This window comes from Agarivorans sp. Alg241-V36, assembly GCF_900537085.1.
Classification (GTDB): domain Bacteria; phylum Pseudomonadota; class Gammaproteobacteria; order Enterobacterales; family Celerinatantimonadaceae; genus Agarivorans.
In genome coordinates this window covers 339586-353388 of record NZ_UNRE01000001.1, presented here as the reverse complement: position 1 = coordinate 353388, position 13803 = coordinate 339586, and the positions used below count along the sequence as shown (strand labels likewise).

Sequence of the window (13803 nt, the reverse complement as noted above, 5' to 3'; positions counted from 1 at the left end):
TTTTCTCACTTTACTCCTCCGACCTCCCATGTTAAAAACTTGTAAAAACAACCAAGTAAATTATGAATCACTATTTCCGCCTATTAAGCATGTTTATCCGCCATTGGTTTAGCGCAAAAACAGAACGCGATCCCACTGACGATTTTGTTATTTCCTTGCGTGCCCTGCCTTTTGACTGTGACGCCAATATGCACCTCACCAACTCGCGATACTTTAGTTTTGGTGATTTAGGGCGCATCGACATGATGCTAAAAACCAAGCTCGGCTCGGTAGCTTTAGAGAAACGTTGGTTAGGTGTTGTTAATGCGCAGTCAGTCACCTACATTCGCCCAATTAAACCTATGGCAAAGGTAGAGCTGCACAGTAAGCTATTAGGTTGGGATGAAAAATACTGGTATTTTGAACACCGCTTTATTGGCAACAATACCTTGTACGCCACTATTTTAGTGAGAGGGGTTTTTCTTAAAGGTAAAAAGCCGGTGCCAATGAGTGAGCTGCTGTCTTTAGTGGACCACAACCAACCTTCGCCAGAGCTACCGATGCGAGTTGCCCACTGGAAACAACTACTGTCGACCAAAAAACAAGAATCTCCGGTGCTAAGCTAGCTGGCCAGCTTCGTCGGAAACTCCAAGCGGCAAAATCCCTGCTCATGAGTAAGCAAAAGTCGTTCTATCTGCCATAATTTATATAGAACGGCGACTTGGTATACCAATGAACAAACACACAAAGCCTAATTGGATTATCGCTTTTATAGCTTTCTATTTTAGCTACATGGGCTTTAGCCAAGCCCAAACTATTACCTTGGCCACCAGCAAGTCCATCCCTCCTTATATCATCAAAGAACAACAGTCAGGTATTCAGCTGGATATTATTAAGCAGGCCTTTAGCAATGCTGGTTATCAAGTTAAGCAGGTTATCTTTACCTCCAATTTGCGCGCAGAACGGATGTTGCAGCAAAACGCCGTAGACGCCATTGTAAATGCTCCTAACAACGGCTCACATGCTTATCTATCAGAACCTGTAATCTTCTATCAAAACGTCGCTATTAGCCTGTCTGCTCGTCAGCTAAGCATCCAATCCATCGATGACTTAACTAAGTTTCGTTTAATGGCTTTTCAAAATGCCAAAAAGTACCTAGGCGAGCAATTTTCCACAGCAACTGAGCAAGCTAAATTCTATACCGAAGTCGCCAACCAAAGTGCCCAGTTAGAGCGCCTATACCGCGGCCAAGTTGATGTTATCGTTTTAGACAAGCGAATCTTCCACTACTTAAATCAAAAGCTTATTGATAAGCAACGACCAACTGCACCGGTTACCACCCACTCCATTTTTCCAGAATCACCACGACTATTGGGTTTTCATGACCCACAAATTCGTGACCAATTTAACGCTGGGCTAAAGCAAGTAAGCGATAAAAATGCAAAACGTTCAGAATGAATCAACTGGCTAAACCAGTGAAAATAACAGCTTTGTATGACAAATGAGTTGGAGCCGTCATTTTTTACAAGCTTTACAATAAAAATTGGTCTTTATAGCCATAACAAAAATTTAACAGCCCATTAATTAAGCAGCTTTAAAATAGTAGCAAGACCTAGCTAATTAAGGTTTATTCGCTGTTTGAGATCACTTTTTAGAAAAATCATCTTTTTTTTGCTTAGCGAATAAAAAATTTAAGCTAAAACTGTCATAAATGACAGTTACATTCAGTATGAAAACGCTATCATAGGATTTCTATTACGCCCACGAGGAAATTTTCGATATGTCCGAAAACCGCTATTCCCACACTTCCAGTAACCGCTTAGTGAGACGTTCTGTTGCTTTGGTACTTGCTGGAGGAAAAGGCACTCGTTTAAAAGAGTTAACCAACAAGGTTGCCAAGCCAGCTGTTTCTTTTGGAGGCAAATATAGAATTATTGATTTCACCCTATCAAACTGTATCAATTCAGGGGTGCGTAATATTGGGGTACTCACGCAGTACATGGCACATGACTTAATCATGCACCTCCAGTCAGGCTGGCAAATTCTTAACCCTGCCTTAAACGAGCGAGTCTCAATTATTCCTGCCCAGCAGCGAACCGGTGAAAACTGGTACCGTGGCACCGCCGATGCGGTATACCAAAATCTAGACATCATCGACCATGAACATTATGACCGCGTACTCATTCTAGGTGGCGACCACATTTACAAGATGGACTACTCTCGCATGATCAACTTCCATGCAGAGAACGATGCAGACGTTACCGTGGCCTGTATTCGTAAGCCGCTGTCTCAAGCGTCCTCTTTTGGCGTAATGGGTTTGGATGATGAAGGGCGAATCGTAGATTTTGAAGAAAAACCCGACCACCCAAAATCTGACCCAAACAACCCTGAAAAAGCGCTAGTCTCTATGGGCATATATATCTTCAACATGGATGTATTAGATGACGAGCTGCGTAAGGGTTTATTAAAACCGGGTTACTCCCACGACTTTGGCCACAACGTTATTCCTAACATGCTCAAAAACCGTAAGGTTTATGGCTATGTATTTGCCGATAAAGGCCACCCAGGGCGTACCGCTTACTGGCGCGATGTGGGTGACATTGACGAGTACTTTGCCGCCAATATGGACCTAGTTGACCCCAATCCAGAACTTGATTTATATGACCGCGATTGGCCAATAATCACCGACCAAAAGCAGCGCCCTGGGGCTAAATTTGTTTTTAATGAAGACGAGCGTAGAGGCTATGCTACCGACTCATTACTTTCAGCAGGTACCATTGTATCGGGAGCTAAAGTGAATCGCTCATTGTTGTCTTTAGATGTGCGCGTAGAAGAGCACACCGAGCTTGAGCAAGTAATAGCGCTTAATGGTTGCAGTATTGGTAAAAACTGTAAGATCCGTAAAGCAATTATTGCCGAAGATTGCGTAGTGCCCGATGGCACCGTGATTGGCTACGATGAAACAGAAGATAAGCGTCGCTTTACCGTATCTGCAGGCGGGGTTATCTTGGTCTCTTGTGAAATGCTAAGTTAAATCGAGAAGGGCTAGCCTGCTAGCCCTTTATTCAACTAACAAGGTATCGTCTGCTACCTTACAATCCACTAGTAACACCAAGTCTTTAGTTAAGTAGGTACTAAAGGTTTTACACATTTCTTTGCTGCTGGAATCGCGATAAATTTTCGACAAGATCAACTGTTGTGGCTTTACCGAATCCAAGGCAATTAAGGCGTGAAAGTAAGGCCTAAAGCTCCAGTTAAAACCCACGAAGTTATCGTCTTCTTCTATGCCTAAGCCAGTCACTTCAAAATTAGGTGAAACCTGAGTGCCATCAGTACGGCACAAAAAGTACCGCAGTATGCCAACCCCCTCTAACTGCTGCTCTAGGCTTAAGGCGTTACCACCGTTTTGCAATTGATGCTTAAGTGCCAGCACGGTGGTCTTTACCGAAACATTATGTTTTACCGTTGCCAAAGAACGCTGACTCTTGCGCTTTAAATAACTCGCTAGCAAGGTTTTAACTTTGGCTTGACTAGATTGAGCGGGCAAAAAGGACTTCTCGGCTTTATAAAACAACCAGCCCTGCATATAACGCGCACCACACTCAACGCCAAAGTGAAACTCCTGCTCGGTTTCCACACCTTCACAAATCAGTTCACAGCCTGCACGCTGTACCAACTCAGAAATAGACAACACCACATCGGCAGACAAGCCTCCTTTAGTGGCATCTTTAAACAAACGCATATCCAATTTAATGATGTCGGGCTCAAGTGCGATAATGCGGTCTATTTGCGAAGCGCCAGCGCCAAAGTCATCAATGGCCACTTTTAAACCAGCCTGGTGGTACTCTTTCACCACCCGCTGCAAATTATCGATATTGCCGCTGGCTTCAGTAATTTCCATCACTACCCTGCTAGGGTCTATGCCAATTTTTTCAATCATCGAAATGGTGGGAGTGCAAATGTCGCCAGCTAACATATCGACCCAATCAGGCACGATGTTTAGGGTAAGAAAGCCTTCTTGCTGAGACTGAGCAAACTGCTCTAAAGCCTGCTGCCTAACGTAACGATCCACTTGGCGACGATTGCTTAACGAATACTGATGGTTGGCAAACAATTCCCCAGCGCTAGTCGCCTCGCCCACTTGGTTATTGCGGCGCGCTAAGGCTTCGTAGCCAGCGATTTCACCGGTAGGCAAGTAAACAATTGGTTGATAATGTGGAAAGTAGCTAAGCGGGTTGAGTTGTGCCCGCTTAGCTGCCAATAAAGCTTGATTTAAGCTCACCACTTTTGAAGGGTTCTTAGTCAAAGCATTTGTTGTCCATATCAATACCACCAGTGCATAGCTCAAAATTAATCACTAGCTGAATGCACAAACTACGCCACAAAAACCTCAATTACTCTATGGTTACAGTTTTAATCATTCGTTTGATCTCAGGTACACAAGATCCACAGTTGGTTCCCGCTTTACAATGTGTACCCACTTGCTCGGCGCTCTCACAAGCATGCTCGCTAATCACATCGCTAATGGTTTGTTCACGAACCTGATGACAAGAGCAGACTATTTTACCGAGATCAGGCGCTGGGCTGGTGCCAGCTAAAACGCCACGTCGAATGTTGTCAGACATAGGTTGCTGCAACAAAGACTCCAACCAAGAGCTTGCATTAAGCTCGCCCTTAGCCGCCACGCTAAAGCTAGAGAAGAGTTCCCCCTCAATCACCAAAGCGCTGCGGAAGTTCTGTTTGATAGGGTCGGCAAAGTCTAAGCTTTGCAGCTTGGTTTGCGACAGCAAAAAGCCCTTTAATTTGGCGGCGAGTTCAACAGGGCTAGAGCCATCTGCCAAGCGGTATAAAAAGCCATCGGCCAAACCTTGTTTCACCCAATAATCAGCAGGTAAGGCTTGGCATTGAGCTTTGCTTAAAGGCTTGGCTGTAAGCAATACCGCTTCGCTGGCATACTCCCAAACCGCCAGTTTAACCGGCGTATATTTTGATTCTGGCTGGCCAGAAAGTGGGTCTACCGAGCTATCAACCACTTGGCTCACTAAACCATCACTGGAATACTGTTCGGTCCAGTGAATAGGCATAAATACGTGACCGGCTTTTTGCCCTTCACTCACTTGAATACGTACTTTTAGCTGACCCACTTTACTGGATAAGCTCACAATGCTGTTATCACACAAGCCTTGGTTAGCTGCATCTTGTGGATTCACTTCCAGCAAAGGCTCTGAGCTATGGCTACTTAACTGCGCGGCTAAACCGGTGCGTGTCATGGTGTGCCACTGATCTCGCATGCGGCCAGTGTTTAACACCAAAGGAAAGGCGTCGTTAATTGTTTGCTGAGTTGCTTGATTAGTCACGGCAATAAGCTGTGCCTTACCAGAGGCGGTAGAGAAACGACCATCACTGAACAAACTACGATTGTCGACACCTTGTTTAGTGACAGGCCAGCGCTGTGGCTCAATCGCATCAAAGGCTTGCTGATCTTTACCCGACAACTCACTAATGTTAAATAAGCGTTCACCGCTTTCTGCCAATAGGCCAGATAAAGCCGCATGCTCACTAAAGATATCGGCCGAGCTGGTATAAGAAAATGCCTCAGCAAAACCCATTTTTTGCGCCACTTGGCTTAACAAATACCAATCAGGTTTAGTATCACCCTGCGCCTCTACAAAGGCGCGCTGGCGAGATAACATTCGCTCGGAGTTAGTCACTGTACCATCACGCTCTCCCCAGCCAGCGGCAGGTAACAATACATCGGCATAACGGGTGGTATCTGTTTCGGCAATACAATCCGACACCACCACCATTGGGCAAGACAACAGTGCTTCGCGTATTTTTGAAGACTCCGGCAAACTTACCGCAGGGTTAGTGCCCATAATCCAAATAGCTTTGATCTCGCCTTTGGCAACTTTATCAAATAAATCAACGGCTTTATGACCAGGCTTTTGGCTCAAGTTAGTCGTATTCCAAAAGCCAGCTAAGGCATCTAAATGCTCCGGTTTATAATCTAAGTGACCAGCTAATAGGTTAGATAAAGCGCCCACTTCACGTCCGCCCATCGCATTAGGCTGACCGGTAATAGAAAATGCACTAGCACCAAGTTTACCCAACTTACCCGTGGCTAAGTGATTGTTAATAATGGCATTAACTTTATCCACACCCTGACTGCTTTGATTTACGCCCTGGCTGAACACCGTCACACAACGCTCGTTATTAGCAAACAACTGGAAGAAACGAAGTAGCGCTTCGGGCTCTAAGCCACAAGTTTTAGCTAGGGCAGCTAAATCACCGGCGTCTTCCACAGCGCTTGTCACTGCAGCCTCAAAGCCCTCGGTAAACTTGGCAATGTAATCGGCATCTAGTTTTCCATGCTCGCTTAGATAGGCTAATAAACCATTAAACAGCGCTACATCGGTACCGCCGTTTAGTGGCAGGTGTAAATCTGCAATATCACAGCTATCGGTTCTACGAGGGTCAATCACCACAACTTTAAGATTGGGATTAGCTTGCTTAGCGCGCTTTAAGCGCTGATAAACAATAGGGTGACACCAGGCCAAGTTTGAACCCACTAAGGTGACTAGCTGAGCATGCTCTAAATCTTCATAACTCCCCGGCACAATATCTTCACCAAAGGCACGTTTATGGCCTGCAACCGCAGAAGACATACATAAACGGGAATTTGAATCGATGTTAGAGCAACCAATAAAGCCCTTAATTAGCTTATTAGCTACGTAGTAATCTTCGGTCAATAGCTGCCCCGAAACGTAAAAAGCTACCGATTCAGGGCCATGTTCAGCAATGGTTTGGCTGAAGCGAGAGGCTACATAACTTAATGCTTTATCTAAAGATTCTTGATGGCCTTTAATATAGGCATGCTCTAAACGGCCTTGTTTAATCACCGTTTCACCCAGCGCAGAGCCTTTAGAACATAATAAGCCACGGTTGGCCGGGTGGCTTGCATCACCGCGAACTTCTACCGCTCCATCGCTTGCTACTTTTGCTTCAACGCCACAGCCCGTTCCACAATATGGGCAGGTGGTCTTAATCCATTGTTGTTGAGACACCACGTAAACTCCTCACCTTATTCTTTGCAGGGCTTTTACTGCCCGCATTTATGCTTAGATACAAAGCAAAAGGCGAACCAATAAAATCCTGCAAAAACCTATTACTTAAGGAGTATAAAAAATCGATATATTGGCAGAAAAAGCCGAATTTTGAGAGCTGAAGCCAAATGGCGCACAACAGTGGTGCACCATATCCCGATATTGGGCTTTATTGAAATAACCATGAGCAGCTATTCTCGAGTTGTTTAAGCATCATTTCTCAAACCAAGCGATGCCAAACGTCGAATCAGATGGCGGTTAAAACAAAGGCCATAGTTTCGATATTGCTTAAGATGATTTTAAACAAAAAACCAGAGCCTTTGCTCTGGCTTTTATGCTTAATTTACTGCTGGAGAAAAGTAAGATTTTATCCAATCGTAGAATACTTGCTGGTTAAACTCGGCAAAGGCGAGTTGACTAAAATCGCCAGCGGGATCTTGGTCTTTAAAGGCGAATTTATACATTAGCTGATCGGGGTGTTGGTCATGCAAAATCACAATAATGCGCTTACCGCTTTTTAAGCAATCAATGGTCATTACGTCAGCAGGCACGCCGTTTTTACGCATATTTCGACTAATACCAATCACCGGGTCTATCTGCGCAAAATCTTGCTGAATTCTTAGGTGAGCGGCATTAGCTAAATCAGACAGTTTTATTAAACGTTGCTCACTTGGGCTGTTTGCTTCTGGCTTATCTTCCATCTGTTAGCCTGCCCTTAATGCCAAAATAGCCGGGATATTTAAGGCTTCGCTATAAGCAACAAAGGCTTGTTTTTTCTCGGCGATAGCCACGATAGACATTCGATCTGCCAGCTCGTTGCCCTCTACCCCAACGTGGCCATTTACATGCAGTATTTGCAGCTTGTCTTTAAGCACTTGGTAGCGTTCGAACATTTCTTGAATCAGTGCTAAGTTCTTAATCTCACCACTGGCTTTCTTCCAACCTTTTTTCTTCCAGCCGGCAGCCCATTGGGTAATACATTGAATGGAATATTTAGAGTCACACAAAATTGCTACTCGCAAACCACTGGCAAGCTCTTGCTGCGCCATAATCATTGCTTGATTGAGGGCGTTTAGCTCTGCGGTATTGTTGGTGCCCATAGGGTTATATAGGCCATACCAAAGCTCGGCCAACTTTTCATTTCGGTACAACGCTAAACCCGATCCAGCCTTTCCCGGGTTTGGCTCGCAGCCACCGTCGGTATAAATTTTCACTTCTGCGGCGAGCTTGCTTATCTCTTCCGCGGTATAGGTTTTAACGGATTGCCCCGAGCTACGTTTACGCGCTGGTGCTGCACCAGCAGCTTTAACACTGGCGCTGGCTTTACCACCAAACGCGGCTTCGGCCTCAGCTAAAGTGGGGAAAGACTTGTAACGCGCGCCAGCAAACTTATCGATGCTGCGTTTACAGGTGGGCCAATCGTTAAATATGCCGGTGTCTCGCCCTTGCCATACCACGTAATACTTTTTAGCCATGTTTGATTCTCTTACTTATTTGCTGGCTAATATAACCAAGCAAGCGGCTGAACACGAAGGAAAACTTAGAATTTATCTGTTCCCAACAAGCGAATTTAATCTCACTGCAAGTGTTCTAGCAAAAACTTACTAAATACCACCACCTTGTTTGGCATAAACGCGCGGGATGGATAAACCAGCCAGATTGCGCTTTCGCTATTTGCGCCTGTCACTTGCCATTCACTAAGTACCTGCACCAGTTTGCCTGACTTAAGATCCTCCCGAACCGTCCAGTCGGCTAACAACGCCAAGCCCATGTCGTTGTTCACACATTGTTTAATCGCAGCGGCACTCGATAAACTAATCGATGGGTTAATCGCAAGCTTGTGGCTTGTATTACCTTGGCTAAAAAACCACTGTTTATTTAAGTCACGGTAGGTAAAGCCCAGCAAGTTGTGTTGGATGATGTCACTGGGTTGGCGAATTTTTGTGGCATGTTTTAGGTAAGTGCTACTGGCCACCAATTGATAATTCACATCCACCAGTTTACGCGCCACTAAACTGCTGTCGTTTAACCTGCCATGGCGTATCACTAAGTCAAATTGTTGAGCAATAAGATCAACCCTAGAGTCAGACAAATCCAAATCCAATTTTATCTTTGGGTAGGTTTTCTGAAACTTACCAAGTAACGGCGCTAATACCAGTTGACCAAACGAGCTAGACGCGCTCACTCGCAGCAATCCTGATGGCTGCACGGTTTCACCTAAGGCCTCTTGCTGGGCTAAATCAAGCTCTTCTAACAAAGGTTCCACCCGTAAAAAATAACGCTCAGCTGCCTGGGTAGGCTTTAGTGTTCGGGTGGTTCGCTGGAACAAACGCAAACCTAAGTCTTCTTCTAAACCGGCAATAGCGCGAGAAATAGAAGACGCCGCCAAATTGCGCTGCTTTGCTACTACAGCAAAGCTTTTAGCTCGATATACCGCCACAAAGATCTTCAGCTTAGCAGTGTCCATTGGTGCGATATCCGCATTAATTATTTGCTTATAGCCTAGTTTATTGTGCATTCAGATCAACTTAATCTCACTAACACGAACACTTAAGGAGATTAGCAGATGCAAAATAACAAGCACTTTTTGGGTAAAAGCGCCCTGATCATGGGTGCAAGCCGCGGTATAGGTCTTGCGACAGCTCAAGTGCTCGCAGGCCTTGGAGCCAAGGTTGTACTGGCAGCACGCAATGAGCATGAAGTCGAAAAGCAAGCGCAATTGATTAAGCAACAGGGCGCAATTGCCGATGCCATCGCTTGCGATGTAAGCCAATATACCTCGTTGCTTAATGCGGTCGACTACTGCTTAACACTGCACGGACAAATAGACTTTTTGATTAACAATGCTGGGGTAATTGAGCCTTTGACAACACTGGTAGAGAGTGACCCACAACTGTGGGGCTTAGCCGCCGACATCAATTACAAAGGGGTTAATCATGGGATCCGAGCGGTATTGCCAGAGATGATTAAGGCCAAGTCTGGAGTAATTGTTAACCTGAGTTCTGGCGCGGCAAATAGCGCCCTTTTGGGCTGGAGCCATTACTGCTCGAGTAAAGCCGCCAGCCAAAAGCTCACCGAAGTCGCGCAACTGGAAGTAGCGGAACACAATATTCGCATCGTGGGTTTATCTCCAGGCACAGTGGCTACCGACATGATGGCCAGCATTCGAGATTCACAAATTAATGCGGTAAGTAAACTCGATTGGAATAGCCATATTCCTGCCGAGTGGGCAGCCAAAGCAGTAGCGTTTTTGTGTGGGCCAGAAGGACAACAATTTGCGGGCAGCGACTTCTCATTAAAATCGGAACAAGCCAAGCGCTTAGTGGGTTTAATAGACTAAATAGCGAAAAGGCCGCTCAGGCGGCCTAAGTTTTAGCAATACATAAACTAGTTTAAGGCAAACTAATTTATGAGTGTTCAAAACCTACTTAAGGCGGTGATACAGGGAGTCTTTAAGCTCTGCCCTATCATGTTTTAGCTGGTGCATTGCCTCGTCATCTATCGGGCCGCCGCGCAGCTCCAATACACGAATTTCTTTATCTAAGGCATTGTAGCGCTTGGTGTCTGCGGCAAACTTCTCATCACTGCCCGTTAAAGCAGTAATCTTATCTAGCAACTCTGGAAACTCTTTTGCCAAAGAATGATCTTCACCTAACATAAAAACTCCTTTCCATTTAAACCCGATATGTTGTTTCAGCCTTAGCCAAATTTGGCTAGTTCTTAAAACTTAGCAAATCCCTTGTAAAACAACAGCCGAGATTGTCAGCAAATTGGCCCAAAGTGCACATCAAAGAAAACAAATCAAAATCAACAACAACTCAAATCGAAATATTTAACTAATTTATAAGACATAAGCAGTTGATAAGTTTATACAGAATACCTAATGTGCTGAAAAAAATGAAAACCTAGACTAATCACAGTTTTATTCATTATCAGGAAAACACATAAATGAAACACCTTACACTTGCGCTAATTAGCACTGCACTTTTAGCCGCTTGTGGTGGTGGAAGTGATGGCGGAACAAGCCCAACAACTACCTACACTACTACTGAAAAAGTTCAAAATAAGCCTACTGTTCCAGTATTTTCACCTTGGGGCGCCAATCAAGACCCCAACAGCAACTGTGGGCAAGACACACTTTGGATGGATTGTGATACCGCTGAAACACCCTATGCAATGGTTTGGGTTAATCGTGAAAGTCACGGTATGAATAACAACTGGAAAACCGATGTTGCTAGCCCTTTAAGTGGCATGAGCGCTGAACAAATACAACGCTACACAACCGACCCAAATACCCTCTATATCGTTGCGCCTATGTGGAACTATTGGTTTGAACAGTGGAATACCTTAGATCCTAGTACTTCTTATTACATGGATGAGCTGTTTCAACCTCATGAAGGCGATGATCTTTGGGCGCGAGCCTATAACCTAAACATTCTTGATCCCGAGCTACATAGCTCGCTAGTCGAGAAAGCGACAAACATCAAAGCCGATGGTGGTAACGGCATACTGTTTGATTGGTGGCACAACGGTGCAGATGGACGCTGGGCAGGAGCTGAAGACGACCTTTTCACCGATGAAGAAGTGCAGCAAGCTCGCGTTGAAATTGCCCAACAAATCCGTGCGGCCGTGGGCGAAGACTTTATTATCATGGGTAATACCAACTGGGCGATAAACGATCCATCTGCCGAGTACCTCTCAGGCGTATTCCTTGAGTTAGCAAAAGCAACAACAGATACGCGCTACCCAACGTATAAAGAAGATGGGTCTAGTTCAATCGAAGAAATTGAAGAGGTAATCAGCTATTGGAATACCGCCTTATCGGGCCTAAAAGTCATTGCTGTAGAACCCTGGAATATCGGCGGTTATGAAGAGCGCCTAAGCGATGAGAATATCCAACTAGTAGAGTTATTTACAGCAATGACGCTAGTGATTGCTGACAATGGCTATATTCTCTACCCCGACCAAAGCATTCACTCACACCAGTATTATGATGTTTTTCACACCGATTTAGGTAAACCAATCGGTGAGCAAATAGAAGTATCGGAAGGTGTTAGCTACAAAGAGTTCGAACAAGGCTATGCCATTTACAACCGAACAGATCTTGTATCTACATTCGAAATTAATGGTGAAAACATTACGATTCAGGGCTTATCTGGCCTCTTCTTAACCAAGTAATTCCGACAATTCATCACTCTTTAAGCCATCGTTAAGTTCACTACTTCGATGGCTTTTATGTTGCTAAAAGTGACCTTCAGCTATTCCCCTCTAGCAGCTTCCGCTAGACCAAATACCCAATTAACACCCTCTATCGACGTTGATTAGATGAAACTGAGTAATAGATTTTCGAAATATCTCTTGCGCAACCGAGATATATGAAATATCGTATATATGCTTTTACGTATATTTGGTTGACCATATGTTATCTGTATTGTTTTTATGTACCGCAAATGCTGCTCGCTCGCAGTTAGCCGAAGCCTTGGTTAACCAACGCTATGCCGAGCACTTTGTGGCTTATAGTGCTGGCACCCAGCCTAAGGGCATCGACCCTCGCACCATTAAGCATTTACAGGCTCAAGGCTTATCTAGTAGCGGCTTGCGCAGTAAAACCATTACCGAGCTTGAGCAAGATATTCAGCAGCAAACTCAGCGCCCTGCCTTGTTTAATTTCATCATTACCTTGTGTGACAGCGCCAAGCAAGAGTGTGCCTTACTGCCAAACAGCGCGGCCATTTTACATTGGAACTTGCCCGATCCGGCCGAGCAACAAGGCTTAGCCTTATTTGAACAAGTATTTGCAGACTTAGAGCTGCGTTTAGCCGAGTTTGTGCGCTTTAATCACAACCCACAGGCTGCGTTGCAAATCGAGCCCATCGACGTATTTAAGCAATTTAGCGACAATACTCGCTTACAAATTTTAATGCTGATTGAAGACGAGCAACGCTTAAGTGTTAATCAGCTTTGTACTGCCCTAGAAGTAAGCCAACCCAAAGTTTCACGCCATTTGGCGCTACTTCGCGAATGCCAATTATTGTCTACTACGCGCCAAGGCCAGCAGGTGTTTTACCATTTAAATCCACTGCTGCCCGAGTGGGTTGCGCAAACCCTCTCTACTACGCGAGTAGCTAACCCCAGTTACATTAACCAGCCGCTAACTCGAATCAGGCAGCCAGTTAATACCCAACTACAATCTCAATTAGTTAAACAAGATTAAGGTACGTTTATGTCTTCACATCCTATTTTTGCCGTTGATGTTAGCGATAATGCTCAACTACTGTTAACACCGTGCCCTGGCACCAAAGGTGTCGATCTTTCTACGTCGTTACAGCAGCTTTGTTACAAAAACAGCCCTGCGCTAATCACTTTAATGACCAAGCAAGAACTAGCCGACAACGACTTAAGTGATTTACCTAAAACTTCGGTGACTCACGACATGCAGTGGTTCCACCTGCCTTTGGCCGACGACACTGTGCCAGACGAAGAATGGGAAGCGCAATTTCAAACTCTGTTACCACGCTTTTTACAGCTACTAAACAATGGCATGAACCTAACTATTCACTGTAAAGGTGGTAGCGGTCGCACTGGGCTATTAGCTGCGCGCATTATGCTAGCAATGGGTTTTGAGTTAGACGACGCCATTAGCAAAATTAAAGCAGTACGCCCTAATGCCTTCACCGTACCTGCACAGCAAACTTACATTCAACAATTTGCCAAATAGAGA

The 13803-nt window shown here is 44.9% G+C and carries 13 protein-coding genes; 7 read left to right on the top strand and 6 right to left on the bottom strand.

Translation table 11 applies throughout. The annotated features are described in order from the left end of the window. The first annotated feature begins 62 nt into the window (after window positions 1-62). The 3 genes from G6R11_RS01680 to glgC all read left to right on the top strand — a co-directional run bounded on the left by G6R11_RS01680 (window position 63) and on the right by glgC (window position 3013). Complete coding sequence (locus G6R11_RS01680; protein ID WP_163130877.1) at window positions 63-605, top strand: acyl-CoA thioesterase; 543 nt, start codon at window positions 63-65, stop codon at window positions 603-605. Window positions 606-711: 106 nt separating this feature from the next. Further along, window positions 712-1437: an ABC transporter substrate-binding protein gene (locus G6R11_RS01675; RefSeq protein WP_163130875.1), complete on the top strand. Its 726-nt coding sequence runs from the start codon at window positions 712-714 to the stop codon at window positions 1435-1437. Window positions 1438-1759: 322 nt separating this feature from the next. Beyond that, a complete protein-coding gene (gene glgC, locus G6R11_RS01670; protein WP_163130873.1) occupies window positions 1760-3013 on the top strand; it encodes a glucose-1-phosphate adenylyltransferase in 1254 nt (417 codons plus the stop codon). Window positions 3014-3040: 27 nt separating this feature from the next. On the opposite strand, the gene G6R11_RS01665 is transcribed toward glgC, so the two are convergent. The 5 genes from G6R11_RS01665 to G6R11_RS01645 all read right to left on the bottom strand — a co-directional run bounded on the left by G6R11_RS01665 (window position 3041) and on the right by G6R11_RS01645 (window position 9600). Next, window positions 3041-4285: an EAL domain-containing protein gene (locus G6R11_RS01665; RefSeq protein WP_163130870.1), complete on the bottom strand. Its 1245-nt coding sequence runs from the start codon at window positions 4283-4285 to the stop codon at window positions 3041-3043. 88 nt (window positions 4286-4373) lie between these two features. Then, on the bottom strand, window positions 4374-7043 hold the full coding sequence (locus G6R11_RS01660; protein ID WP_163130868.1) for a nitrate reductase: 2670 nt from the start codon (window positions 7041-7043) through the stop codon (window positions 4374-4376). 377 nt (window positions 7044-7420) lie between these two features. Beyond that, a complete protein-coding gene (locus tag G6R11_RS01655; RefSeq protein ID WP_163130865.1) occupies window positions 7421-7783 on the bottom strand; it encodes a hypothetical protein in 363 nt (120 codons plus the stop codon). Window positions 7784-7786: 3 nt separating this feature from the next. Further along, the gene (locus G6R11_RS01650) at window positions 7787-8557 is read right to left on the bottom strand and encodes a ribonuclease H family protein (RefSeq protein WP_163130862.1); all 771 of its coding nucleotides are present in this window, start codon (window positions 8555-8557) and stop codon (window positions 7787-7789) included. A 101-nt stretch (window positions 8558-8658) separates the two neighbouring features. After that, the gene (locus G6R11_RS01645; RefSeq protein WP_163130859.1) at window positions 8659-9600 is read right to left on the bottom strand and encodes a LysR family transcriptional regulator; all 942 of its coding nucleotides are present in this window, start codon (window positions 9598-9600) and stop codon (window positions 8659-8661) included. A 48-nt stretch (window positions 9601-9648) separates the two neighbouring features. On the opposite strand from G6R11_RS01645, the gene G6R11_RS01640 reads away from it, so the two are divergent. Further along, the gene (locus G6R11_RS01640; RefSeq protein ID WP_163130856.1) at window positions 9649-10422 is read left to right on the top strand and encodes an SDR family oxidoreductase; all 774 of its coding nucleotides are present in this window, start codon (window positions 9649-9651) and stop codon (window positions 10420-10422) included. Window positions 10423-10506: 84 nt separating this feature from the next. Here the strand turns inward: G6R11_RS01640 and G6R11_RS01635 are convergent, their stop codons facing one another. Then, window positions 10507-10740: a YdcH family protein gene (locus G6R11_RS01635; protein WP_016403794.1), complete on the bottom strand. Its 234-nt coding sequence runs from the start codon at window positions 10738-10740 to the stop codon at window positions 10507-10509. Between the two features lie 290 nt (window positions 10741-11030). Here G6R11_RS01635 and G6R11_RS01630 point away from each other — a divergent pair, with 290 nt between their 5' ends. The 3 genes from G6R11_RS01630 to G6R11_RS01620 all read left to right on the top strand — a co-directional run bounded on the left by G6R11_RS01630 (window position 11031) and on the right by G6R11_RS01620 (window position 13800). Next, complete coding sequence (locus G6R11_RS01630; protein WP_163130853.1) at window positions 11031-12260, top strand: hypothetical protein; 1230 nt, start codon at window positions 11031-11033, stop codon at window positions 12258-12260. A gap of 241 nt (window positions 12261-12501) precedes the next feature. Further along, on the top strand, window positions 12502-13296 hold the full coding sequence (locus G6R11_RS01625) for a metalloregulator ArsR/SmtB family transcription factor (RefSeq protein WP_163130850.1): 795 nt from the start codon (window positions 12502-12504) through the stop codon (window positions 13294-13296). 9 nt (window positions 13297-13305) lie between these two features. Then, window positions 13306-13800: a dual specificity protein phosphatase family protein gene (locus G6R11_RS01620; RefSeq protein WP_163130847.1), complete on the top strand. Its 495-nt coding sequence runs from the start codon at window positions 13306-13308 to the stop codon at window positions 13798-13800. Window positions 13801-13803 lie beyond the last annotated feature (3 nt).